Source organism: Paraburkholderia aromaticivorans, assembly GCF_012689525.1.
GTDB lineage: Bacteria > Pseudomonadota > Gammaproteobacteria > Burkholderiales > Burkholderiaceae > Paraburkholderia > Paraburkholderia aromaticivorans_A.
In genome coordinates this window covers 154,678-180,083 of the sequence record NZ_CP051516.1, presented here as the reverse complement: position 1 = coordinate 180,083, position 25,406 = coordinate 154,678, and the positions used below count along the sequence as shown (strand labels likewise).

At 57.3% G+C, this 25,406-nt stretch carries 21 protein-coding genes; 7 read left to right on the top strand and 14 right to left on the bottom strand.

The features are described 5' to 3' along the window. Window positions 1-7 precede the first annotated feature (7 nt). The 5 genes from HF916_RS28815 to HF916_RS28795 all read right to left on the bottom strand — a co-directional run bounded on the left by HF916_RS28815 (window position 8) and on the right by HF916_RS28795 (window position 4,301). A complete protein-coding gene (locus HF916_RS28815) occupies window positions 8-1,540 on the bottom strand; it encodes a sensor domain-containing diguanylate cyclase (protein ID WP_168792316.1) in 1,533 nt (510 codons plus the stop codon). A gap of 166 nt (window positions 1,541-1,706) precedes the next feature. Next, the gene (locus HF916_RS28810; RefSeq protein ID WP_168792315.1) at window positions 1,707-2,408 is read right to left on the bottom strand and encodes an NAD(P)H-binding protein; all 702 of its coding nucleotides are present in this window, start codon (window positions 2,406-2,408) and stop codon (window positions 1,707-1,709) included. 127 nt (window positions 2,409-2,535) lie between these two features. Then, a complete protein-coding gene (locus HF916_RS28805) occupies window positions 2,536-2,730 on the bottom strand; it encodes an SDR family NAD(P)-dependent oxidoreductase (RefSeq protein ID WP_240975748.1) in 195 nt (64 codons plus the stop codon). Window positions 2,731-2,795: 65 nt separating this feature from the next. Continuing rightward, the gene (locus HF916_RS28800; protein WP_168792314.1) at window positions 2,796-3,671 is read right to left on the bottom strand and encodes an SDR family NAD(P)-dependent oxidoreductase; all 876 of its coding nucleotides are present in this window, start codon (window positions 3,669-3,671) and stop codon (window positions 2,796-2,798) included. 57 nt (window positions 3,672-3,728) lie between these two features. Continuing rightward, window positions 3,729-4,301, bottom strand: a complete 573-nt coding sequence (locus HF916_RS28795; protein WP_168792313.1) for a TetR/AcrR family transcriptional regulator — start codon at window positions 4,299-4,301, stop codon at window positions 3,729-3,731. Window positions 4,302-4,712: 411 nt separating this feature from the next. On the opposite strand from HF916_RS28795, the gene HF916_RS28790 reads away from it, so the two are divergent. The 6 genes from HF916_RS28790 (at window position 4,713) to HF916_RS52115 (ending at window position 15,803) form a co-directional block, all read left to right on the top strand. After that, the gene (locus HF916_RS28790; RefSeq protein WP_168792312.1) at window positions 4,713-6,470 is read left to right on the top strand and encodes a methyl-accepting chemotaxis protein; all 1,758 of its coding nucleotides are present in this window, start codon (window positions 4,713-4,715) and stop codon (window positions 6,468-6,470) included. Window positions 6,471-7,019: 549 nt separating this feature from the next. Beyond that, the gene (gene hsdR / locus HF916_RS28785; RefSeq protein WP_168792311.1) at window positions 7,020-10,484 is read left to right on the top strand and encodes a type I restriction-modification system endonuclease; all 3,465 of its coding nucleotides are present in this window, start codon (window positions 7,020-7,022) and stop codon (window positions 10,482-10,484) included. 74 nt (window positions 10,485-10,558) lie between these two features. After that, window positions 10,559-12,016: a type I restriction-modification system subunit M gene (locus HF916_RS28780; RefSeq protein ID WP_168792310.1), complete on the top strand. Its 1,458-nt coding sequence runs from the start codon at window positions 10,559-10,561 to the stop codon at window positions 12,014-12,016. Further along, window positions 12,013-13,440: a restriction endonuclease subunit S gene (locus tag HF916_RS28775; RefSeq protein ID WP_168792309.1), complete on the top strand. Its 1,428-nt coding sequence runs from the start codon at window positions 12,013-12,015 to the stop codon at window positions 13,438-13,440. Before HF916_RS28780 ends, HF916_RS28775 begins: the two co-directional genes overlap by 4 nt. A 461-nt stretch (window positions 13,441-13,901) precedes the next feature. Then, a complete protein-coding gene (locus HF916_RS28770) occupies window positions 13,902-15,392 on the top strand; it encodes a hypothetical protein (RefSeq protein WP_168792308.1) in 1,491 nt (496 codons plus the stop codon). A 168-nt stretch (window positions 15,393-15,560) separates the two neighbouring features. Next, window positions 15,561-15,803, top strand: coding sequence for a hypothetical protein (locus tag HF916_RS52115; RefSeq protein WP_431311475.1), 243 nt, complete (start codon window positions 15,561-15,563; stop codon window positions 15,801-15,803). Window positions 15,804-16,296: 493 nt separating this feature from the next. Here HF916_RS52115 and HF916_RS28765 read toward each other — a convergent pair whose 3' ends face one another. From HF916_RS28765 to HF916_RS28730, 8 genes are all read right to left on the bottom strand, one after another. Continuing rightward, complete coding sequence (locus HF916_RS28765) at window positions 16,297-17,196, bottom strand: hypothetical protein (protein ID WP_168792307.1); 900 nt, start codon at window positions 17,194-17,196, stop codon at window positions 16,297-16,299. Between the two features lie 24 nt (window positions 17,197-17,220). Then, window positions 17,221-17,508, bottom strand: a complete 288-nt coding sequence (locus HF916_RS28760; RefSeq protein ID WP_168792306.1) for a hypothetical protein — start codon at window positions 17,506-17,508, stop codon at window positions 17,221-17,223. 509 nt (window positions 17,509-18,017) lie between these two features. Beyond that, window positions 18,018-19,193: a hypothetical protein gene (locus tag HF916_RS28755; protein WP_168792305.1), complete on the bottom strand. Its 1,176-nt coding sequence runs from the start codon at window positions 19,191-19,193 to the stop codon at window positions 18,018-18,020. Window positions 19,194-19,433: 240 nt separating this feature from the next. Beyond that, window positions 19,434-19,712 (bottom strand): hypothetical protein, encoded by a 279-nt coding sequence (locus HF916_RS28750; RefSeq protein ID WP_168792304.1) that lies wholly within the window; start codon window positions 19,710-19,712, stop codon window positions 19,434-19,436. A 409-nt stretch (window positions 19,713-20,121) separates the two neighbouring features. Then, window positions 20,122-22,254: a DUF5906 domain-containing protein gene (locus HF916_RS28745; protein WP_168792303.1), complete on the bottom strand. Its 2,133-nt coding sequence runs from the start codon at window positions 22,252-22,254 to the stop codon at window positions 20,122-20,124. Beyond that, entirely contained in the window at window positions 22,247-22,651 is a 405-nt protein-coding gene (locus HF916_RS28740; RefSeq protein ID WP_168792302.1) for a hypothetical protein, read from the bottom strand. Before HF916_RS28740 ends, HF916_RS28745 begins: the two co-directional genes overlap by 8 nt. Further along, window positions 22,648-22,878: a helix-turn-helix transcriptional regulator gene (locus tag HF916_RS28735; RefSeq protein ID WP_168792301.1), complete on the bottom strand. Its 231-nt coding sequence runs from the start codon at window positions 22,876-22,878 to the stop codon at window positions 22,648-22,650. The genes HF916_RS28740 and HF916_RS28735 overlap by 4 nt, the downstream gene beginning before the upstream one ends. Window positions 22,879-22,978: 100 nt before the next feature. Continuing rightward, window positions 22,979-23,632 (bottom strand): hypothetical protein, encoded by a 654-nt coding sequence (locus HF916_RS28730; protein ID WP_168792300.1) that lies wholly within the window; start codon window positions 23,630-23,632, stop codon window positions 22,979-22,981. Window positions 23,633-23,858: 226 nt separating this feature from the next. Between HF916_RS28730 and HF916_RS28725 the strand changes: the two genes are divergently transcribed. Further along, on the top strand, window positions 23,859-24,218 hold the full coding sequence (locus HF916_RS28725) for a hypothetical protein (RefSeq protein WP_168792299.1): 360 nt from the start codon (window positions 23,859-23,861) through the stop codon (window positions 24,216-24,218). Here HF916_RS28725 and HF916_RS28720 read toward each other — a convergent pair. Beyond that, window positions 24,155-25,372, bottom strand: a complete 1,218-nt coding sequence (locus HF916_RS28720; protein WP_168792298.1) for a tyrosine-type recombinase/integrase — start codon at window positions 25,370-25,372, stop codon at window positions 24,155-24,157. The genes HF916_RS28725 and HF916_RS28720 overlap by 64 nt on opposite strands. Between the last annotated feature and the right edge of the window lie 34 nt (window positions 25,373-25,406).

Below are 25,406 nucleotides of genomic sequence, written 5' to 3'. Positions count from 1 at the left end.
GCGTCCCTTAGACGGAATTGCGCGCTTCGGCGCCCGGTGCCACCGTGGCGCCGCCGGTGGGCGACGCGCGCGTCACAGTGCGATAGCACAGCACGCGATTGCGGCCCGCATCTTTGGCTTCGTATAGCGCGTCGTCGGCGGCGTTCAGGAGGGCGCGGCTCGTTGCAAATGCCTGGCCTCGCGTAGTAGCGATGCCGACGCTCACGGTCAGCACATGGTGCGAGCTCGCCACGTGGCGAAGCTGAAGCGCCTGAACCGCGGCGCGAATCTTCTCGGCGATGAAAGCTGCGCCGGTTTCGTCGGTGTCCGGCAGCAGCACGGCGAACTCTTCGCCGCCGTAGCGCGCCGCTGTATCGCCCGGACGCCGCACGCTCTGCGCGATGCAGCGGGCCACGGCCGTGAGCGCGTCGTCGCCCGCGGAATGGCCGTACAGGTCGTTAAAGCCCTTGAAACTATCGACGTCGATCAGCAGCATCGACAGCGGCCATGCGTTGCGCTGCGCGCGACGCCACTCATCTTCCGCGTGTTCCTCGAAGGTGCGGCGATTGTTCAGGCCGGTCAGCCCGTCGGTACGCGCCAACACGCGCAACTCTTCTTCGGCCGCGCGGCGATGCCGCAGCTGGTGCGAAAACAGGACCGCCAGCGCGATGATCGTCAAGTCGAGCGCGGCGATCAGCGAGCCGATGATCCACGCGCGGCGCCGCCATTCCACGTAGATATCGCGCGTGGACAGCGCGACGTCGAGGATCAGCGGATACATGTCGATATGCCGGAACGCGTACCAGCGCTCGACGCCGTCGATCGCCGCCGTGCCGAAGAAATCCCCGCTCGGCTGCTGGATGAAGCGCGAGTAATTGGCGGTGCCGGTCAGATTGATACCGATGATTTTCGGATCGAACGGACGCCGCATCAGCATCGTGCCGTCGCTCAGCATCAGCGCCATCGAACCGCCGGCGCCGAGATTCATGCCGGCGAACAGGCTGCGGAAATAGGTGAGGCGCATGGTGCCGGCCACCACGCCGCCGAAACTGCCGTCCGGCCGCGTGATGCGCCGGCTCAGCGCGATGCTGATTTGCTTGCCGCTGACCTTCGGCATGAACGGGTGGCTGATGTACAGACCGACGTTGGGCGAGTCCCGCTGCACTTTGAAGTAATCACGGTCGGCGAGATTGACGCTGCGCGGCGGCGTGGCTTGCGAGTCGAACCTGATGTTGCCGGCTTCGTCGGTCACGAGGATCGAGCCCATGTCTTTGGCGCTCGCCGAGCCGTCGAACAGCACCATCTGGCGGATGGCCGGATCCAGGTCCAGCACGCCGGGCTGTTTCAGGCCGTCGATCACCGCGCGCAGCGAGAGATCGTAAATCTCCAGATTGCGCGACACGTCGCGCTCGACCAGCAGCGACACGTTAAAGACCGAATCCTGGGCGCGCCGCAATGCGTCGTCGCGCATCTGCGCCAGCACCCACACGGCGATCGCAAGAATCGCACTGGCCAGCACGATACTGATCGCAATCACGATGTTCGGTCGGCGCGTCACCATGGGCTTTTCTTTCGAACATGCGCTGACCTACGCGCGTGAAGAAGAGGGCCGCGTCCGGACCGGCGCGGGCCGTGAACCGGTAGCGTACCAGACGATTCGCCACGCCGAACCATCGAAAAGACGGGTTTTTGCCGGGTCGGGCGAGCTTGACACCGCTCGCCCGTGCTCAGCCGGTGTGCAGATCTAGCGCGGGCCGTGATACGGACCGGCTCAACGCGCGGATGTCGGCGGTCTCGAGGACCGCTTTGTCAGCGCCGTGGCGGGCGACCGCCAGCATGGCGAGACCGATGTCTTCGGTGCTCAGAATCTGGTTCGGGAAGAGCGCACGCAGCGTCGACAGGAAAGGCCGGGCCAGCGTGTAGAACAATTGGTACGAGCGGGTTTTGGAGCGCGCACCGTTCAGCGGTTGAATCACGCCCGGCCGGAACAGGTAGACGCCCTTGAACGGCAGCCGCTGCAACGCATTCTCGGTCCGGCCCTTGACGCGCGCCCACATGCTGCGGCCTTGCTCCGTGCTGTCGGTGCTCGCGCCGGACACGTAGACGAAGGTCATCTGCGGATTGAGACGGACGAGCGTCTGCGCCGCCGCCAACGTGAGGTCGTACGTGAGGCGCGAATACTCCGCCTCCTGCATCCCCACCGACGACACGCCCAGGCAGAAGAAGCACGCGTCGAAACCCGTGAGCGACGCTTCCACCGCGCGCAAATCCATCAGGTCCGGCTGAATCACTTCGATGAGCCGCGGGTCGAGTTGGTCGCTGCGAGTGCGGCCGACCGTTTGCACCGTTTCGACGTCGGGCGCGCGCAGGCACTCGCGCAACACACCTTGCCCGACCATGCCGGTCGCGCCAAAAATGAGAACCTTCATGATGCATGCTCCATGGTCGCGCACGGCCAGCGCGCGTTAGTCAGTGCTTCGGATATCGCCCACATGTGGGCGGCGACCGCCTTGTTCTGCGCCGGGCGGGCAATCTGCGCATCGCCCGGCGGGCCTTTCAACTCGAAGAGGCCGCGCGGATCGCGACGAGTGCGGCTTGCGCTTTCTGCTCGTTGCGTCCGATGAGCACGACGTCCGCGCCCGCGTTGGCCGGCGCGAGCGCCGTCTCGAAACCCAGCCCGCCGGTCACGCCCGTGATCACCGTGAGACGGCCGGTCTGAGGCGGAATGTCCGCAGTGGTCCAGTTCGCCATATTCATCGTCCTCATGGTTGCGTTTGGTCGGTCTTCGCCTATGGCCCAGTTGTCCGGCTAGCCGCTCAAGCCTGAGTCGATGCGTTCGGAAACGACGGCAGCGGCGACGGCGCGGAGAAGTCCGTCGACTCGCTGACGGCACGCCACGCCTGTGCGTCAGCCGCGCGCGCCTTCTCGCCCTCTCCACAGTAGTGCAATGCGTCGGTGCCCAGCAAAAGATGCGCCGGCAAAGTATCGTGATAGGCGAGCTTGAGCACCACTTGCGCGACCTTGGCCGGATCGCTGGCTTCATGGCCGATGTACTGCGACAGCATATCCACTACGGCGCCCACCGACGGCACGTAATCTGGCCACAATTCCGGCGTCGCGCCGGCCGCCTCATTGCCCCACTCCGTTTTCATGCCGCCCGGTTCGAGCGCGGTGACGTGGACGCCGAACGGCGCGAGCTCCTGGCGGATCACCTCGGTGAAGCCGCCCACGGCCCACTTGGCAGCCTGATAGGCGCTCAAGCCGGCAATCCCCACGCGCCCGCCCACCGAGGAAATCTGGACGATGTGGCCGGCGCGCTGCTGTCGCAGCACCGGCAACGCCGCGCGCGTCACGTTGACGACGCCGTAGAAGTTGGTGTCGATCTGCGCCCGGAAATCCTCCTCGGAGCTTTGCTCGAACGGCACCAGATGCCCGAAGCCCGCATTGTTGACCACCACGTCCAGCCGGCCGAACGCGTCGACGGCGGCTTGCACGGCTTGGCGCGCCGCCTGTGGATCGGTGACGTCGAGCGCGACCGCGCGGACCCGCTCGCCATGACGCGCCGACAGATCCGCCAACTGACGGGGGTCGCGCGCCGTCGCGACCACCTGCTCGCCTGCCTGCAACGCTGCTTCGACAATTTCGCGCCCAAGTCCACGGGCGCTGCCGGTAACCAACCAGACCTTAGCCATACTGCACTCCTTCAATTTCATTGAGCAAGTAATCACTCATTAATAGGACAAAAAAACTTAGTGGCGAGCGATCGCGTTCCAGAACGCGTCGAAGCCCGCCTTGCGATAACGCTCGGCCTCAGCCGGTTCCCGAGCGATGAAGTCCATGGTCGTTTCCGCCAAAGCGCCCATGATCGCCGACAGAAAAGCCGGCGGATGATCCCGCAATGCGCCGCTCGCCACGCTTGCCTGAATCATGTCGTTGATGTCCGCGAACGACTGCATGCCCGTCGCCCGCGTGTGGTCGGTCAATCGCTCCGACACGGCCAGTTGCGCCATGGCGCGACGCTTGTTCGGGTGCGCGACGCCCCAGTCGACAAATTTGTTCCACACGTACTGCGCCCGCTCGCGCACGGTGGCGTGCTTCGGATAACCGGCCACCATCACTTCGCGCAGTTCGGCCTTGATGTCGAGGTACAGGACGTTCAGCAAGTCGTCTTTGCTGTCGAAGTACGTGAACAGCGTGCCTTCCGCCACGCCCGCCACTTTGGCGATGCGCGAGGTGGGCGCACCCAGTCCCTGCTCGGCGATGACCTCGGCAGCGGCAGCAAGGATGGCGTTACGTTTGTCTTCGCTCTTGGGACGGGCCATGCGGGTTCGGTTTTGCTAAACGAAATAAATGAGTGATTGCTCAATCATATAGAGGAACGGCGACCCGTTCAAGCGATTTCTCCACCTCTCGCTCAATGCAATGTTTTCATCACGCGCCTAAAGATATTCATTTAGCACGAAATCCCACTTTCCTCGGTCATCGCGTGCAAGCCTTGTAGAGATATACCCGATCTGCCTTCAGTACACGAGCGTGCGAACCGATATCCGGTAAATGGGATACCCGTTTTGTGTCTTACGCCGATGCGCTTTCGTTCATGCATCGACTGAGACACCGAACGGATAGACCGCGCGAGGCCGCCGCGATGTACGGCGGTCACATAGACGCTCCCATGCCCGGACCTGAGAGTCCATTGCGAACGCATCCACGTTTCGTTATTGGAGATAAAAATCGTGACATTGAAGCACCTCACCATTAAAGCAAAACTCATTGCCGGTTTCGGCATGCTGTCTCTTATCGTCGTCGCCGTTTCCGGGCTTTCCCTGCAAGCGCTCAGCGACTCAACCGATAGCTTTTCCAGCTTCGTGCACGGCATCAACGCACGCGCGGACATGGCGGTGCAGGTGCGAACCGCGGTCGACCGCCGGGCTATCGCCGCGCGTAACCTCGTGCTCGTGACCAAACCGCAGGACCTCGAATTAGAGAAAGCCGATGTGCTGCGCGCGCACGAAGACGTGCAAACCGATCTGAAGAAGCTCAACGACATGATCGCGACCGCAACCGACACGTCGGAGAAAGCGCGCAGTCTCGTCGCCGAGATCAATCGGGTGGAGGCTTCGTATGGACCGGTCGCCACCGACATCGTCAATCTCGCGCTGACCAACAAGCGCGACGAGGCGATCGTCAAGATGGACGATCAATGCAGGCCGTTGCTCGCCGCGCTGATTCGCGCGACCAACGCGTATGCCGACTACACGCATGCGCGCCAGGAACAGATGATCAACGACTACGCGGCGCACTACGAGAACCAGCGCAATCTGCTGATCGCGATCAGCCTGGTCGCGGTGGCGCTCGCGATCGGCGCATGCGTGCTGATCACGCGCGCGGTGACCGGACCGCTGCGCCAGGCGATCGACGTCGCGCGCACCGTGTCGGAAGGCGATCTGCGCACGCGCATCGTGGTCGACGGCAGCGACGAAACCAGCAAGCTGCTCGGCGCCCTGCGCGAGATGAACGAACGGCTGACGACGATCGTCGGACGCGTGCGCGACAGCAGCACGAGCATCGCCGGCGCGGCGCGCGAGATCGCCGCGGGCAATATGGATCTGAGCCAGCGCACCGAACAGCAGGCAGCCTCGTTGCAGGAAACGGCGTCGAGCATGGAGGAACTCACTTCGACGGTGAAGCAGAACGCCGACAACGCGCAGCAGGGCAGCATGCTGGCCGCGAATGCTTCGTCGGTCGCGCAGAAAGGCAGCGAGGTGGTCGGCCAGGTGGTGAACACGATGCACGACATCAGCGATAGCTCGACCAAGATCGCGGACATCACGGGCATCATCGAAGGCATTGCGTTCCAGACGAACATTCTGGCGCTCAACGCGGCCGTCGAAGCCGCGCGCGCCGGCGAGCAGGGCCGCGGTTTCGCGGTGGTGGCGAGCGAAGTCAGAAGCCTGGCGCAGCGTTCATCGAGCGCGGCCAAGGAGATCAAGGATCTGATCGCCACCTCGGTGGGGAAGATCCGCGACGGGTCGGCACTTGCAGGTGAGGCGGGCAAGACGATGGCCGAAGTCACTCAGGCGGTGGCGCGGGTGACGGACATCATGTCGGAGATCGCGGCGGCTTCGAGTGAACAAAGCCGCGGCATCGAGCAGGTCAATCTTGCGATCACGCAGATGGACAATGTCACGCAACAGAATGCCGCTTTGGTGGAAGAAGCGGCGGCGGCATCGCGGTCGATGGAGGATCAGGGGCAGCAGTTGAATGAGGCTGTGGCGTTCTTTCAGATTTTGAATGGTGGTGGGGCGGGGGGGTTTGTTTTGGCGGCGCCTTTGCGGAAGGAAGCGGTGCGGCAGGAGCGGGTTGTCGCGCCTGTGCGGCGGGTTGTGCGGGCGACGGTTGTGCCGGTTGTCGCGCCGGGTGCCGCGTTGGCGACGGCTGCGGGCGCGGCTGCGGCTGCGGTCGGTGCGGATGATGGGTGGGATAAGTTTTGAACGTGCTTTTCTGCTTGAGCGCCGCGTTTGTGTGGGTGGCGCTCACGCAGGATATGGCTCGGGAGGCTGAGCGGCTTAATGCGAAAAGCTCGGGCTGGAAACGCGAAAACCGGCGTGTAGCCGGTTTTCGGGTGATGACAAATCTTAGTGGTGGGAGGAGGACTATCAAACTGCTCCGTCAAATCCATAACTGGCAATGATTTGCTACATATGACATCTTAAAATACCCCCAAAAATACCCCCAACCCGGCCGCACTGCCGATCTCGATCGGCGCGCTGGTTGTGCGCGGGCGCTGGTGATCGGCCGAGAATCGACGCCTAGTAATTCTTTTTTGCCGAACACCCCCTCCGAGGGGGCGAGCCAACTGCAGGGGGCGGGGTGGTCTCCATGGTGGCCCATAGATTTTTCGGCAAAAAAGCCCATAGTTACAGTTGTTGCTATTTCGGCTACTTACAGACTTGCAAGCGCTGAGTCGCGCTAGTCACCGTTCTCAGGCGCGCGGGTTTCGCGTAAAGTCCGTCAGACAAATTACTACAGACGAACAGACCGTGAGCCAGACCGGGAATTTCAGCTTTCTAGCCGAGCATTCGCCCCTCCTCGCGCAGCTCGGCGCTGCCGCTGAGCAGACGTTCGCCAGCGACCCGAATACAACCCTCATCAAGCTCCGTCAGTTCGGCGAGGCGATGGCCCAGGACCTGGCCGCACGCTTTGGCGTCGAGTTCGACCAGACAACGAAGCAGTCGGACCTCCTTTTTCAGCTTGATCGAGAGGCGGGTCTCGACAAAACGATCCGTGGGCTATTCCACACGCTCCGCGTCGAGGGCAACAAGGCTACACACGAGTTTAGGACCCAGCATAAGGAGGCGATGGACGGCCTGAAGGTCGCTCGCGCGCTCGCAATTTGGTTCGAAACGTCATTCGGGAAGCAGGGTAGCGCTTTCAAACCGGGCGCATTTGTGCCACCTGAAGACCCCAGCAAGCATCTGCGCGACCTTCAGATCGACATCGACCAGCTCAAGGCACAACTGAAGAGCGCGTCGCAATCCCTCGAAAGCAGTCAGCATCTCGCAGATCTCGTTGCGCAAGAGAAGGAGACGTACGAGACGCTCGCGCTGCAGATGGACGTTGAAGCGAAAACGTACAAGGAGCTTGCGTCGGAGCAGGAAGCGGCGCTGAGGAAAGCACAACAAGCTTTCGACGCCCAATTGAAGGCACTGCAGGACCAACTTGATGCGAAGCAGGTCACTCAGGCGAGGATCAGCACACAGAAAGCTACACTGCAACTTGTGCTCTCCGAAGACTTGACACGCATTCTCATCGACAAGCAGTTGATGGAAGCAGGATGGGACACGGATTCCGTGGAGCTAAAGTATTCAAAGGGCGTGCGCCCGGAGCCGGGAAAAAACAAAGCCATCGCGGAATGGCCGACCCACGAAGGTCCGGCCGACTACATGTTATTCGCAGGCATGATGCCCATTGCCATCGTAGAGGCGAAGAGGCAAAGCAAGGTGGTGGCAGATACTATCCAGCAGGCGGAGCGATACTCGCGTGGTTTGAAGCTCACGCCAGAGCTAGTCGCACCGTGGCAAGTGGCAGGGCAGGCGGGGCCGTGGCCCGATGGTCAAAAGGGCTCCTTCAAAGTCCCGTTCGTGTATTCGTGCAACAGTCGCCCTTACATCAAGCAACTAGCAGAGCAGAGCGGCACGTGGTTCCGTGACGTTAGAGCACCCTCGAATCTATCCAGTCCTCTCGCAGGTTTCCATCAGCCGGACGGTCTAATTGATCGGCTGAAGCGAAGCAAAGAAGACGCCGAAGCGAAGCTCGCGTTAGAAGGTTTCGACTATCTTCGGCTGCGCGATTACCAAGTCAAGGCAATTCAGGCCGTCGAGGAGGCGCTATCTGACGGGCAGCCCGCGGCGCTCGTTGCGATGGCTACTGGCACGGGCAAGACGCGCACCATCATTGGCCTTATGTACCGCCTATTGAAGGCAGAGCGCTTCCGGCGCATCCTCTTTCTCGTCGACCGCACAGCCTTGGGGCAGCAGGCGACTGACACCTTTGACGAAGCATTGCTCGAACAGAATCAGCCGCTCTCGAAAATTTATAACGTCGCGAAGCTCGGCGATATGGCAGCAGAGGCAGAAACCCGTGTTCAAGTTGCCACGGTTCAGGCGATGGTTCGGCGCATCCTCCAATCTGATTCTCCACCAGGTGTTGACGAATTCGATTGCATCATCATTGATGAGGCGCACAGAGGCTATACGCTCGATCAGGAGATGACGGAAGGTGAGCTTGTGATGCGCGATCAAAATCAATACCTGTCCAGCTATCGTCGCGTGCTCGACTATTTTGATGCGGTGAAGGTTGCGCTAACTGCGACGCCCGCGAAGCACACCACTGAGATATTCGGAAAGCCCGTCTACACGTATTCGTATCGCGAGGCCGTTGCGGACGACTGGCTGATCGACCATGAACCTCCAATTCGATACGAGACGCTTCTTTCAAAGAACGGTATTAGCTTCGCGAAGGGCGAGACGGTCACAGCAATCAATACCTCAACGGGTGAGATAGAGTTGTCGGAGTTGGAGGATGAGTTGAGCTTTGGCGTTGATGCATTCAATAAGAGTGTCATTAGTGAGCCGTTCAACAAGGTCATCTGCGACGAGTTGGCGAAGGAGTTGGACCCGTTCGGAGACGAGAAAACACTCATCTTCTGCGCTACCGATATGCACGCAGAGATGGTGAAGCGCTTACTTGGCGAGGCCTTCAAAGAGCAATATGGCGACTCGTACAACGAGGCAGCAGTCGAGAAGATAACCGGCCAGTCAGATAAGGTTAGCCAGCTCATTCGACTATATAAAAACGAGAAGTATCCTAGCATTGCCATCACGGTTGATCTGCTGACTACGGGCATCGACGTGCCAACAATCTCCCATCTCGTGTTCCTGCGCCGAGTGCGTTCCCGAATCCTCTATGAGCAGATGATCGGCCGTGCAACGCGCCGATGTGATGAAATCGGCAAGACCGTTTTCAAGATTTATGACCCGGTAGACATTTACGCTGCGCTTCAGGATGTATCAACGATGAAGCCGCTAGTTAAGGATCCGAACGTCACGATGGAGCAACTGATCGGGGAGCTTATCGACCCCGCCAGCATCGACGCGCCGGGCAGTGCGCCGGATCGCACGCACGCTCACGAGGTACTCGATGCGCTGAGCCAAGGCTTGATGCGTGTGCTTCGAAAGGCAACGCATGCAGCGGAGAAGAGGCCTGCCTTGCACGAGCGACTCGCACAGCTTGAGCAAGTCTGGGGCGTACAGCCAAGCAAGCTTCACGAGTATTTGCATTCGTTGGGACCGGCTGGTGCAGCGGACTTTGTGCGTGAGCACATGCAGCTTTTGGAGCAGCTTGGGGAGGTGAAGCAACTTGTGGGCACTGGGCACATGCCGATCATCTCCGAGCACGCTGACGAGCTCGTGCTGCGCGAGCAAAGCTATGGCGAATACGGACGCCCGGAAGACTACCTCGATAGTTTCAATCACTTCATCCACGAGCAAATCAATCAGTCGGCTGCCTTATCGGTTGTCGTGAATCGCCCAAAGGACCTGACACGTGCAGAGCTGAAAGAGGTTCGCATGTTGCTCGACCAGCACGGCTTTACCGAGGCACGAATCAAGAGCGCATGGCGACAGCAAACAAATCAAGAGATTGCCGCCAGCATCGTTGGCTTCATCCGACGGGCCGCGCTGGGCGAGGCTCTTATATCGTTCGATCAGCGCGTAGCTCAAGCGATGGAAAGCATCTACAAGCTTACAAATTGGACGCCCGTGCAGCGCACATGGCTCGGTCGACTAGCGAAGCAGCTCGCGCACGAAGTCGTTGTCGATCAGCAATTCGTAAACAGCACGTTCGCGAACGACGGTGGTGCGAAACAGCTCGATAAGATGCTCGGCGGCAAGCTGGATACTGTGCTGCAAGGCCTAGCGGAAGCGTTGTGGCCGCAGGTGGCATAATTTAGTCCGAAATCTTCGCAGATCGTCACAGGCTGCTCTTTCGCCGGCCTGCCAACCCTTTCTGATTGGACCCCATGAGCAATAACGATATCGTCCAGAAACTGTGGAACCTATGCGACGTTCTACGCGACGATGGCATTAATTATTCAGACTACGTTGCTGAGCTGGTGCTCCTCCTGTTCATCAAGATGGAATATGAGAACGCCCAGAGTGGTGTGCTCAGCAAGCATAAGTTGCCTGAGGGTGCACGTTGGACCGATCTGACCGAAAAGAGCGGCTTGAACCTCTTGAACCACTATCGGGCCACTTTGCTTTCCCTCAGCCAGAGCACCGATCCGTTGATTGCGGCGATCTATGCTGACGCGCAGACAAGCCTGAAGGAGCCTCGCCATCTTGAGCAACTTGTGAAGAGTCTCGATGGTATCGATTGGTTCTCGGCGAAGCGGGACGGACTGGGTGACCTATACGAAGGCTTGTTGCAGAAGAACGCCAGCGAGACGAAGTCGGGCGCCGGGCAATACTTTACGCCGCGCCCCTTGATCGACAGCATCATTCACCTCACCAAGCCGCAGCATGGCGAGACGATTCAGGACCCGGCGGCCGGTACCGCAGGCTTCCTGATAGCAGCAGACGCCTACATCAAATCGCACACCGATAACCTGTACAACCTCAACGCCAGGCAGCAGACGTTCCAGCGTAACAAGGCGTTTCTCGGTATGGAGTTAGTGTCCAGCACGAGACGGCTCGCGTTGATGAACTGCATGCTGCATGGCATGGAAGGCGACGATGAGGGCGTAGTGCACATTGGCAATACGCTAGGTAATGCCGGTGCATCCTTGCCCAAGGCTGACATCATTCTCAGCAATCCGCCGTTCGGTACGGCGAAGGGTGGCGGCGGTCCGACGCGCGACGATCTGACCTATGCAACAGGCAACAAGCAACTGGCATTCTTGCAACACATTGTTCGCCACCTAAAAGACGGTGGTCGTGCCGCTATTGTGTTGCCTGATAACGTTCTGTTCGAAGCGGGCGTTGGTGCGGACATTCGTCGTGATTTGATGAATAAATGCAACTTGCACACAATTCTTCGTCTGCCGACCGGCATCTTCTACGCGCAGGGTGTCAAAACCAACGTACTGTTCTTCACGAAGGTAGGCCAAGCGGCAACGGAGAGCACCAAGGAGGTGTGGGTATACGATCTCCGGGCGAATGCGCCGAGATTTGGCAAGCGTACACCGCTGACCCGCGAGTACTTCGCTGAATTCGAGGGGGCATATGGCGAAGCCGCAGACGGAACCAGCACGCGAGTCGATCAGGGCGACAGTGGCCGTTTCCGCTCGTTCAGTCGTGAATGGATTAAGGCGCGTGAGGACAGCCTCGATATAGCTTGGCTCAGGGACGAAAGCGCAGATGAGGCTGGGGAGTTGCCCGACCCAGGTGTGTTAGCTCAGGAAGCGATGGCCGAGCTGGGCGGTGCGATTGCAGAACTGGAGGCGATATTGAGCGAGCTGGGTGAGGAGGCGTCGAGATGAGCGGGCTACCTCGTGGCTGGATTGAGTCGACGCTAGGTGCGTTGGTCGAGTACGTAACAAGCGGGTCGCGCGACTGGTCGAAATACTACTCAACTCAAGGCGCTCTGTTTGTCCGAACCCAAGACATAAACCAGAACAAGCTCTGCGAATTGGGCCAGATAGCGCGAGTTAGCCTGCCCCAAAAAGTCGAGGGAAAGCGCTCGTTGATCAGGCAGCATGACCTACTAGTGACCATTACCGGCGCAAACGTCGGGAAGTGCGCTCATGTGACGCACCCAATACCTGAGGCATACGTGAGCCAGTCTGTTGCCCTGGTTCGACTTCGGGACGAATTGCTCGCATCGTTCATTCATAAGCAGCTTCTCGCGCCGGTTGAGGGAACAGTTCAAACGGCCTTGGAGAACAGTGCTTACGGAATGGGTCGTCCGGTGTTGAACCTAGAAAACATCCGCGAAGTTCCGATAAAGCTGGCCCCGCAGTCAGAGCAAAAGCGCATCGCCGACAAGCTCGACACCGTGTTGGCGCGCCTAGGTGCATGTCGTCAACGGCTCGATTGCGTGCCAGCGATTCTAAGACGCTTCCGCCAGTCGGTGCTTGCCGCTGCTTCCTCTGGACGGTTGACAGAAGAATGGCGGGATTCCCACGTTTCCAGCAGCGTCCCGTGGACTGGGTACCCGTCAAAGCCGCTAGCTGAATTGCTGGACGAACCTTTGCGCAACGGCAAGTCCGTTAGGGATGGATCAGGTATGCCGGTCCTCCGCCTTACGGCTATTAAGGATGGTCGAATCGATACCGATGCGACCAAGTATGGCGATTGGTCGGGTATCGATATCGATCGCTTCCTCATCAAACCCGCTGACTTCCTGGTCTCGCGGGGTAATGGGTCGCGTACTCTAGTGGGACGAGGCGGCCTAGTAGACCTATGCCCGACAAGCATCGCCTTTCCTGACACGATGATTCGAGTCCGCGCTAATCAAGGACTAATGTTGTCGCACTTCATGCGCCTGCTGTGGGACACACCTGCTGTGCGCAATCAGATCGAAGCTGCGGCAAGGACGACTGCAGGCATCTGGAAGATTTCGCAACAAGATCTAGATAAGCTCGAACTGCCTGTGCCGGAGATACCTGAACAAGCCGAAATCGTCCGTCGCGTCGAAAGGCTCTTTGCTTTCGCCGACCGTGTCGAAGCACGTCTCGCCACCGCCCGCAATGCCGCCGAACAACTTACGCCTGCACTGCTCGCAAAGGCCTTCCGTGGCGAGCTGGTACCACAGGACCCGCACGATGAGCCAGCGGCAGAATTGCTGAAGCGATTGGCCGAGCAGCGTTCAGGTTCTGGCGCAGCCGTAAAGAATTCGCGCGTGAAGAGAGGCAGTCATGCGATGTTAAGCGATAAGGAAAGTCCGGTCGCTGAGCCGAGCTAGCCTTTGGACGGCAATCAAGGAACCTAGGATAGCCTCAGCACTTCGGACGCCTTCGCGCCCCCGATCATACCGACCGCACGCTGTGAAAATAGGGATCAGCGCCGGTCGGCCATCTACAGCCGCTCGTCCATTCCTTGGATCTGCCAGTTGAACGTCGGCTCCTGCGCAGCCGACTATTCTGCATCGATGCGGGTCACCCCATCATGGGCCAGACCCACCATAGCGGCCGTTCAGGCGATGTCAGTATCGCGCGCTCACGAATCGTACCTATCGACCCTTATGAGATCTTCGCCTTTCTACATAGCCGACATTCAGTTCACCTCTCTCGTTGATGGAGATCGATCGCAGATGTGCCGGGGGATTTGGTTCGGCTCTCCTGCTTCAATAGCCTACGAGAGGTAGGTGTTCAAGGCTATCGCCTATGAGATGATGAAGGGTCTAGATTGCCCCCTTGGCCTTCCATGCGAAACATCGTCAAAGCACAGTCATTTACTGAGTCTGAGCGGCTACTCGCCAAGCTAGCAGAGAAAGCGTTTTTGAGCTTGTGGGCTTTCCCAAATGTCTACAAGGATGAAGGCCTTACCAAAGGCCAGGGCGAAGAGCTGTGTGACTTGCTGGTGGTCTTTGGGGATCACGTCATCATTTTCAGTGACAAGGGGGAAGTCGCCTATAAGCAAACCGAAGACATCAATGTTGGCTGGCGTCGATGGGTAAAAAGGGCGTACCTGAAAAGCTCGTATCAAGTCTATCAAGCTGAAAAGTGGATCCGTGAGTTTCCGAATCGAATTTTCTTAGATAATAAATGCACCTCTCCTTTCCCAGTAACTTTCCCTCCAGCAGATAGAATTAAGATTCATCGAGTAGTAGTTGTAAGGGGAATCACCAAGGCTGCGAGCGAATACTATAACGATGATAGCGGTACATTGGTGATCAAGCCCGACATTGTGGGGGATGAGCATTTCCAAACACCATTTCTCATTGGCCGTCCATCTGCTGACAAAGGCTATGTTCATCTTTTTGACGAAGTAAGTATTGAGGCGGTCTTTAGTGAGCTAGACACGATTTCTGACTTCACAACTTACTTGTCTGCAAAGGAAGAATTCATTGATGGCGGCAACCTACTTGTAGCACCTGGTGAAGATGATTTGCTTGCTTACTATCTGTCTAGTTATGAGGATTTTGAGAACAAAGGTATTCCATATTTCGTCATACCTGTTGACGTGCGAATGGTCACCGTTGCACCAGGCTACTACAAGAACGTGAAAAGGTCCGATGTCTACTTGCAGATGAAGAGCATGAAAAGGCCTTCATACTTCTGGGATAACTGTATCGAAACCATGGGATCTGGTGCATTCACCGGGCAGTGGCGGGAAACGAATGGAAATACCTATGATGAGGAAATCACTGTTCTTCGCTACATGGCCGGCGAGCATCGGATTGCTAGAGCAGCACTTTCAGTTGGTGTTGGCGAGATACTGAGTCGCCCGTTTCCTGATACTGAAAAACTGCCTCGAGTCAGAGTGCTGACTTCCCCCACAACTTCAAACAAAGCCTATGTTTGGATGGTTTTGCCTCGAACCCCTGAGCTAGCAGACTATGAGACATATCGACAAGCAAGGAAGAACTGGCTTGCTCACTACTGCTATGCCTGCAAAGATGCTTTTCCTCAGCACAACATCATTGTTGGAATTGCCTGTGATGCCATCAATCATGAAGGTGCCAGTGAGGAGCTCATCTATGTGCATACAGACGAATGGAGTGAAGCTGAGTATGCGGAAGCAAAGCGAATTAGAAAAGAAATGGGGCTGTTCAGGAAAACCATCCAATCTCGCTTGACCTATGAACAGTCGGGCGATGGAAGTGAGGTAAGGCCTATTAGAAAACCGGCACCCAGCGTTGCGAAACGGAATGCTGAGAAAAAAGAAAGAAAGCGCAAGAGAAAGAAAAAGTAAAATTCCGCATTGATCCAGAAACTATGGCCTGAGTTTTCTCATCTCAGTCTTCCTTATTGAAGTCAGAAATAGCGAGATTTATTTTCATCATCGTATCGCGTCACTGCGTAATAGCAGCAGTTGCTGGTTCCCGACCACGGCCGCAAGGTCACCACTGCCTCGCCGTCAATGCGCTTTGATGGCAGGTTTGTTGTCCGTGAAAGCGATGAAGTCTCGTGTCCCAAACACGGCATAAGACCCAAATCGCATCATTTATGTGCGATGCGTCGACGTAGCCGTCTCGCCGTCATACTCGGAAGCGGCCGCTTCCAAAACGGCATTTGGCGTGACTACGAATGGCGACTCCGGCTGAGCATTTGCGGCCACCACGTTGGCGCGGACGACGGCTGGTATCCAGCAAGCTACCGCTGAATTGGCACAGGCACTGACGTCGGGAGTGGGCCGAGACCGCGTCAAAACTCAAAATCACTGGGTTTTAGGGGGTCTCTTTACCCCTCCTGATGTGCTGCGAGGCCGATATAGAGCATTCTAACAAGCCACTTTTTGCGCTGAGCCGAAACGGCGTGCGTTTTGACACAGTCTGGGCCGTCTTGTGCCGCTCGCATCGGTGCCGTGTGCGGCCGTCCTCCGACGACCGCGTCGGACCGGGGGCAGCCATGCAGCGTCATTCGCCCTCACCGCCGCCTGGACGTTTCGATGCCAGCGCCGCCCCGAAAAGCAGCCCTTCGGTCAGCGATGATACGAGTCGCATCATTCCGATAAACGGACGCTCGGTACCAGCCAGCTCCCAACGTCCGGTTTCCGCCTCCTCGGATGTGTAATTCCGATCCGTTTCGGTCCTTACACACCGTTCAGCGTCAACAGCCGCTTTTGAGATGCTCTGAGTTAATCGAAAATTGTTTCACTATTTTAGCTCAATCCGCTGAGCAGGGATAGCATTTAGAATCCAGCACTCTTGGTGAACATAGAGCAACGCCAATTGCGACTGATACTGAGTATACGCAGCTTCCATAGCAACCTGCGTTGCCAAATTCTGATTTGCGTTATATGCCTCTCTCGCCTTTACCCATTTTTCCTGGAGATCGACTGAATTTGCCAAAACCGTTGCCTTAACATTTTTATTCACATAATTCGATTGAACACCGGCATATTTATATGAATCAATAATTGTTAGCGCACCATCACCATCCACGTCAATTGGATTTGAGAACCACTTAAATGCATGAAGCAAAAAAAGATTTGCCTGCCAAGGAAGGGTCGCGCCTGACACGAAAGCTTCCTGAGTCGAACAACTCAGACTTTCGTGTAGATTCGTTGCGCCCATAAAGATCACCTCAGGGTCGCTAACGCCGTTCGCATCTGTCTTCCGGCCTGCGCCAATGTAATTAAAGTTTCCGGCGAAGCACTGGCCCAAGTACACCATCGCTCGTTCGAGACCGGGAGACGACTTGATACAGTTGAGCAGTTTATAGGGGGTGATCGGTGGTGCTGCGTCGATGCCAAGTAGACCGCCATGCCCAGTGATAAACATGACCATGTTCTGGTATTTGTTCACCGCCTGATCAACAAAGAAATCTTTCGATTCCTTTACCGTGAACGCGGAGTTAGTGCCATTTTTTAATATTTTTTCTATCGACGCCCTGTCCTTGCCATCCACATAAATATAGATGTCGGCAATATTTATGCCGCCGGTTTCAAGGCAGAAAAGGCCAAATGCCAAATCCATAATATGCCGATACTCAGCAGTATCCGCACTGACTGAAAGAAAAAGCACCCACTTCGTGTTGCCACCAATTAAACTCATTATTATCGGCACCCCGTAGTTTTTCTATCTTGCAACCCCAGCAACGATCGAATTACTTAATGATTTTGGCCTCGGAAGATCCGAGAAATAGAATAATTCATCTATTTCCAGATTATCTTCGTCATCATCGACCTTCTGGAGAATTTTTCCTCTATTACTCAATTCGAATATGCTCGAAGCTGTCTTAAGATAAAAAGCCACTTCGTTGTGACCATCCGTCTTAAAAAGCAGCCATTGCCCCAAATTTACGCACTCCTTCACGGACTCATCTATTTCCGGCAATTGCTCTGACAAAATATCGTTCAATTTCATTTCATTCTCCTGACTTTTCATGGGCCGACCTAGAAGTCCAAAGAATCTATCAAATCTCGTCATCGATAGAATTGCGCTAACTCTACGGCACAGCAAAACCGGCGACAGTGTGACACAGATCCAATTTAGTCTAATTGTCTCGTGCACGTAAGCGCGTAATCCCCCATAGCCACCACAACTGTGACGCATAGCAAGCCGTGTTCCGCTCCAGCGCGGAAGCGACAAGGCGGCTATACATACGCCCTACACTGGTTAACGACAGCACCAAGGGATTCTGAACAACACTTGCTGAGTCGGGCTTTGCGCCCATTGGGACATATCGATGTGGTCACGGCCGCCGCTTTATATTGGAATCAGCCGTCTGGGTGCGCAGGATTAAACGGCGGCAGTGGGTCGATCGCGTTCGGCCTTTCGCGACTGACAGCGACCAACAATATTCGTCGAAGGAGTGCCCGTCGGCAACGTTGGGGCAGCGATGGCGACCGCCGAGCTGTCGGCAGCTTGGGCGACTACTCCGCTTCCTCCTCGTACGCGTCAAGCACAGTATCCGACATGTGTGAAAGGTGCTCTTGCTCGGCCAACTTGTGAAGATTGGCATACGACAGATATGTGCAATATTCGGCGAGCGGACCTTTTTCGAGAAGAGAAAAAACCGGGCGCCGTATCTCCTGAAAGACCTTATCCCGCCTTGTCTCAGGAGCGACGATGTGAAGCTTGATGTTCATGTTGGGCTGAAGCGCCACAAGATCGGCCATGCGCAGAATGCCGGAATAGACCGAGGTCGTATGCTCGACCTCAAACGCGCGGACGATCGATCGCCCCTTGAGCCACAAAACGTCAATCTGCTCGATCGTCCGTAGAGTTGTCTCGTCGTAGTTGAGCGGCAGTCGGTCAAGCAGCGCGCCCTCCTCATTGGCCCATTCCCGGAGAACGCCGCCTCGATCAGCGCGGGGAATCCAGATCTTCATTCCCATCTTGGCGCCAATATTGGCGACTTGCGCCTGCATGCGGATGGATTCGCGTGCCTCCGTCTCCGGAATCCTTTCGGTCGGCTCGATTGCAGTTGTGTCCTCGGGGACGCTGACCGCGACGACCTTGTCGGGGCGATTTACGGTGTGCGTCGCAAGGTTGCGTCTGTCCTGCTCGTCAATAGGATACGACTTGCCCTCGATGGCCTGGGCAGTCAGCAGTTCCGCGAGGAAGGCTCCGTCCTGTTCACCAAGTTGCACCAGGCTACTTCTAACCTTGCCGGTCCACGCGATACCGCCTTCTTTCAGGTCGCGCGTGAATGACAATCTCTCCCACACTGATCGGTCGTGGATCGGAATGCCTTTGTCGATGTCAAGCCAGACAGTCGGGCGCACCCGGAATCGCACTATGAACGGGTCGTTTTCGGGAAGGAATATGGGCTTGTCATCGATGAATGGTCCTTCGACGACTTCAAGCAGGCCAAACCAGCGGGAGAGCTTCGTCAGGTAGCAAACGAACACATCGCCGGGTTTGATTTTCTGCGCCACGTTTTCGTGACGGCGGCGAAATCCTGAAATGTCGCGAGACGAACGGGCGAACGCCTCATAGGTTTCAGGTGAGAACAGATCGATGAAATATGCCACCTGCATAGCCCCCGTCTTCGCGTCCGTCGGTTCGTCCGCCGATATTTCACTGTGCAGCCAGACCGGCGGCATGTTTGTCTGCCGCTGGGTCGCCCTGCGTGTTTGTCCCGATCAATAGTGCGGTATTAAGTCGATTCGGCGAAACTCGGGTTTACACGCTTCGGCGTGCACAGCAGCGATCTGCTATCGGAGTCGCTTTATCGAATCCGCGAGACCGTGGTGCCGCCGCTGGGCGAGTTGGAGTACTTTCGGAAAGCGCCAAGCCCGTCGAAGCAGTCGGCCTATCATGCCGGTCACGCTATGGCGTCGAGCTCAGCGTATCCAATACGCGATCGTTTCGCCTTCATATCGCAACCGCTTCAGGGTGTACCCCAAGCGCATCATCGCATTCTGCAGGCAGCGGGGAGCAGCATCGAATTGCTGGTGCAACACGTTCATCGGGTGTGGCCCGTTGCGGTCCCCCTCCGGCAGCGTCGCTATCCAATTGCCAACTTGCACATGCAGGGATTCCTTTTGGGTCAATTCAATGCCTGAAGTTTGGGCTGCAAGCTTCTGCAAATACGCAGGCATCTTGGGCGAGAATTGCTGCATTTTTCTCCCTCAGTATCTGACTAAAGTTGAGCGTATCTTGCGATGTGCACGTGTGCAAGCAACCTGCCAAAGCTTATATATCCACGCATCCGCCTCCCCGTGCCACGTGGGAGCTCCCTTGTTTTGATTTTATAATTTATATATAGAAATATCTTGCACACATGCACAAAAGAGACAAGGAGCAATGGTGGTGGTGCTCCCCGGCGTGCAAGCAGTTGGGCATGGTCGTGAGCATATGCACGCCAGAATTAAAAATCCTGGCCCCCACCTTTCTGACAACGTGTTTTGAGATAAACCGGTTCGAGCACGACGACGAGGCCCGTCTTTGTGGGTGGCGTGCATGCACTTTCCTTGTCCATGCACGAGAGCAACATCATTGTCTTCCCATGGTTATCGACAAACCGCATCTCTATCGTGCACCGGGCAATTTCAGCGGCTTCGCAGCTTCGATCGCCCAGGCCGAGCTCGGCTGCTGTGACCAGTGCGTGTAATTATCGAGAGCATAGACAACCGGCTGCGCTCCAGCGAGACGAACCCGTTTGTTCTGTATTCCTGACTTTGAGAGCGCGCGCCCCATCACCTCGACAGTCGCTTTCTGCTTGGTGCTCCATTCATAAGCCAGGCAGAGCTCTACGGCGGAGAAAAGCTCCCGTCCGTGTTGCTGTGCGACGGTGCCGGAAACGAACGTCTCCAGCAGCCACTGTTCAGGACCAGAACGGGACGCGTCAATCATGGCACGCTTGCTTCTCGTCATGGGCGCATGTCCTTTCGGATCGAATCCGTTAAGGTCGAGCGTTTGAAGGTAGTGCAGCAACGCGGGCAACCCGGCGGGGCTGTCACGCCAGTTGGCGAAGTCACGGTAGAACGCGTCGGACAATCGCTGGCTGGTAATCTCGAATACGCTAAACCGGCGATCTTCGGCTGACAGGTGAACAGCGTCGGCGTTGTTGCCCAAGAAAACGAAGTCCGTTACGTTCCGCAACACCACACTCGGCTGATTTTTCTGCTCCGTCACAATTTCACTCGATGTAATCCACGTTTTGATCAGGTCTGCAGCCTGCTGGTTGCCGTGCCTTCCTGTCTCGTCAGAAATGATCAGGAGCTTGTCACGCATCCAGGCGTTAAACTGCTTTCCCAATTGCCCGGGTTGAGCAACGCATGCGTGGCGCCCGAACAACCGTGCAACCGCTTCGAATACCAGATTTTTACCCAGCCCTTGCGTCCGCGACCAGCACACGATTGCCGAATGCTTCTTGGCACCGGGATGTTGTATCGAATGTGCTAGCCATTGCTGAATCCACCGGCACGCGCTCTGGTCCGGGAAAAGGTGGGCCATCAAAGTGAGCCAAGGACTGGCGTCACCTGCCGCTGGCGCGATAGCGAATCCTTCCCACAGATTCAATGCTCCGTCTCTCGTGATCGCGGCTTGCTCCGGCTCGAATGCAAGACGGAAATGTTGTCTGCGCTCCGGCGATTTGAGCCACGCGGCTCCCAGTTCGACGTACGTTTTACCTGACAAAACTTGCTGGTTGCCTTGATCGATCCGGAATGCGGCCACCGCCACAAATTCCCTTGAGGCGGTTCGCCAGATTGCAGGCGGGGTTTGAATCCACGCAAATTGTTCGTTTAAGCGACGCAGCGCGGCTTCGAGTGTATCCGCTGCCGTCGCACGCGCCTCGGCTTCGCGTTTCGAAACACTCGCGCAGATTGTGCGTACCTCCTGGCGATCCAGTGGCGGCTTGCACCTGGCGACATTGTGCGTCTGAACCCGTTCGAACAGATCTTCCCCGGCTAACCCGTTGTGCGCGAAATGACCGGCCACGCGCGTCAGTCCATCGTTGCGGCTGCCCTCCGAAATATCAGCGTCAAGGTCAACTTTTCCTGCACTCAGATTCGATCCCAGAGCAGCAACCTGAAGTGATTGCGCGCCAGCGATGGAGTTGACGGTACCCGGATCAGCGCCCGTTGCCGCAGCGCTGACGTTGGCAAGGAACGCATCGGGGTTAAGCCAGGTACCCTCGTTATGCACATGAAATGCGTCTGATGCACGCTCAGGATGCACCGATGGCAGATAGTAAAAGCGCGACAGATCTTTGCATGCCTTGTCCGCACGACCACCTGTCAATTCACGGGTTGCTGCAGACCAGAATCGGAACCATTCAGCCGGGAATACATCGCGCATGAGGGGGAGGATCACTCGCGAACAGTGCTGCGTGGCTGTGTGGCTATGGGTGCTATAGGCCACCCATTCGTATTGACTGATTGCGCCACGAATTGCATCCAGCGGGACGTCATCCAGATCAAGCACAAGGCAACTTATGGCAACGACGTTGATGTCTGCGCGTGTCGTTCCGGGCTTGAAGCGCACAGGAGAAAAGCCAGGAACCCGATCCTTGTGCGGATTAGCCAAATGCGCTTCAAACATCCGGCGAACCTTGGGCCAGCGAAGGTCTCCTGCCCGTTGAGGCATAGTTTCCGTCAATTTCGCGAACAAGGAAAAAGCAAGCAGGCGGTCGGAACACGATGGCTGGATTTCAGTCATCTTCGCTCCCTTCAAAATTGATGAGGAGCGGGAGGCCGCCGAGTCTCACCACCTCAGCGCCCAGTTCGCGGAAGACTATTGCTGCGGATACCCAGCTCGCCTCCGGAACGAACATGCCGCTTGTTTCACCCAGATTTTTCGTTGTGCACTCCACCATCGTCAAACCTGCGGCGCAGGCGTTGCACACCGCTATGATCTCGACGCCGACGATTTTTTTCTCTTTTCTGCGAATGTTCGTTCCGAACCGAAATCCATCGTGTTGAGCGCCACAGCTGCCGCAAGTAGTTAAACGACCAAACGCGTGAAACAGAGGTAAGGCGGATGGCAGGGTCGCGAAAACGTCTTCCACGAACTGCTGTGCAGTGTAGCGGTGGGGGTTCCGTGTCGTGTACGTCATGCGCCGTCTCCCGCCGCTTCCTGAATGAGTTGGCGGATGGCTTCTACACGCCATACCGTGATGCGTGCGCCAAGCGTTTTGACCGATGGCGGATAGCGTCCCGTGCGGACGCCTTCCCACCAGGTGGATTTGCTGACAGGGATAAGTGCGGGGATGGGCGGGTTTGCCAGGGGGTCGCCGATGATCTGGCGGAGACGCAGGTAACCAGTTTCGGGGAGTTGGTGCATTTCGTGCCGTCCTTTGATGGTTGTACAACGTCCCCATCGTATTTCTTAGGACCACGAAAATCTGGTAGCTCGATGCACCCGCGTTTGCGGGCGTTTGCCGCTACCAGATATCAATCGCGTTCTTTTTTGCTTGGATGACGATATTCTTCCACGTCACGTCGCTGAAACGAAGTCCAATGTCATCGCCAATCGCTTTAAGAATGTTCACCGCATCGCTGGTGTAGCCAAAGTTCGCATTGTAGGTGGCGACAACTTTGATCCCATATTTATTGGCAACGCGAAGGACGTTGATCGCCATTTCTACCGCCACTTCGTGCTGTATTTCGCTGGTCTTGGGTTTGGTGGGCAGTCCGTTTATTGTTGGTTCTGCACGCTTAACGTGGTCGATCAATCTTGAAATTTTGTCCGCAACTTCGAGCGGGTCCGTTTCGATTTCGAAGAGTTTGCTTAAATCAACCGAGAGAGAACGCAACTTGCGATTTGCTTTCGTCAATAAATTGAGCAAATCCCTATGCTCCGCGTGAAGCTCCGCTTTCGTGAGATCGAGTTCATGAAACATCAATTCGGAAACTGATCGGTGGGCTTGGGCGAGCACTTCATTTACGAAGGCGACGGCGGGGTGGACGAATACAGTGCAGTCCACAGCGCTGTGCTGAGAGTAAAAAGTGGAAAGATTCTGTTTGAGGCCTTCAGAGAAGTCTCTCGTTTTCTTTCCGGCACCATCCCCGACATATTTAGCTCTCGCAGTCGTCATCTTGTCTCCTTTGCGCGCCCCCCCTTGAATCAGAAACCGCACCAGTCGGCCAGGGGCATCCCGATTTTCACCCCGTCGGGGCACGGATCAAGAAACGCCAAGCCGCTTGCTCGCGGAACAATATTACCTACGTGACACCTTCAACCGAATCCAGATAGTCCGCCCACGGCTGCTCCATCTCCCGTTGTTTCGATAGGGACACACAATCGATTTTGCCGCCGCCGCGATGGCCCGCTTTCAACTCGCGGACCCAAACGCGGCTTTGTATATCGCACCGCACTGGACGTCGATGGATTGTACTACTAATTATTTAGCGCTCGATGTGCTCGATGTGCTCGATGTGCTCGATGTGCTCGATGTGCTCGATGTGCTCGATGTGCTCGATGTGCTCGATGTGCTCGATGTGCTCGATGTGCTCGATGTGCTCGGGTGCTCGGGCGCGCGTCAGCGGGCGAAACAGCGATTTGAAGGGTATCCAGGTGGGCGTTTTAGGGAGTCGTGTAGCCGGGTTCAGCCATTTTTTTATCCCGCTGACCCAAACTTTCCCTCAACAATCCGCGCGCCCGCCTTCAGCCGGTCAAGGTAGTCGGCCCACTGCTGCATCATGACCCGGCGCTCGCTCAGAAATCGGGTGCGGTTATAGGCCGCGCCCAGGGCATCGGGCACCTTGTGCGCAAGCTGGTGCTCGATTACTTCAGGCTTGAAGTGAAGTTCCTCATGCAGAATCGTGCGCGCCATTGCCCGGAAGCCGTGTCCGGTGATTTCGGTCCTGGTGTCATACCCGAGACGCCGCAAGGCGGCGTTGACCGCCGCCCCGCTCATTGGCTTGTGCGGATCGCGGCCAGGGAACACGTAGCGCCGCTGTCCGGTCAGGGCATGCAGTTCGCGCAGGATCGCCACCGCCTGTACCGGCAGCGGGACGAGATGTTCCGTCCGGGTCTTGGTGACCAGATAGCGCCATTCGGCTTTGTCGAGATCAAAGGCCGCCCACTCCGCCGTGCGCAGTTCGCCGGGCCGCACAAAAAGCACGGGCGCGATCTGCAGGGCGCATTTGACGACGAACGTCCCCCTGAACGCATCGATGGCGCGCAGGAGTTCCGCAACCTCGGCCGGATCGGTGATGGACGCAAAGTTTTCATGTGTGACGGGCGCGAGCGCCCCGCGCAGGTCGCCTGAAGGATCGCGCTCGGCGCGTCCCGTCGCCACCGCGTACCGGAAAACCTGTCCGCAGTTCTGCTTGGCCCGCAGGGCCGTGTCGGCCGCCCCCCGGTCCTCGATCCGGCGCAGGACCGTCAGCAGTTCGGGAGCAGTGATTTCCGCGATGGGCCGCGCCCCGAGCCAGGGGAAGACATCCTTGTCCAGCCGCTGGATGATCTTGCTGGAATGGCTTTCGGCCCACGCGGACCTGAACTTGGCAAACCATTCGCGGGCGATCACCTCGAACGAGTCGGCCGCGCGCCCCAACTTCGAGGCTTTCTCGGCCTTCCGGTTCTCTCCTGGATCGACACCTTTCGCCAGTTGCTTGCGGGCATCATCGCGCCGCTCCCTGGCATCCTTCAGGCTCACAGCGGGGTAAGCACCAAGGGCCAGCAGCTTCTCCTTGCCGCCGAACCGGTATTTGAGGCGCCAGAGCTTGCCGCCCGTTGGGGCGACGAGCAGGAACAGGCCGCCGCCGTCGAACAGCTTGAGCGGCTTCTCGCCAGGTTTGGTGTTCCGGATCGTTGTATCAGTAAGGGCCATTGGGGGTATCACCCTCTGGCGGCATGCCGGATAC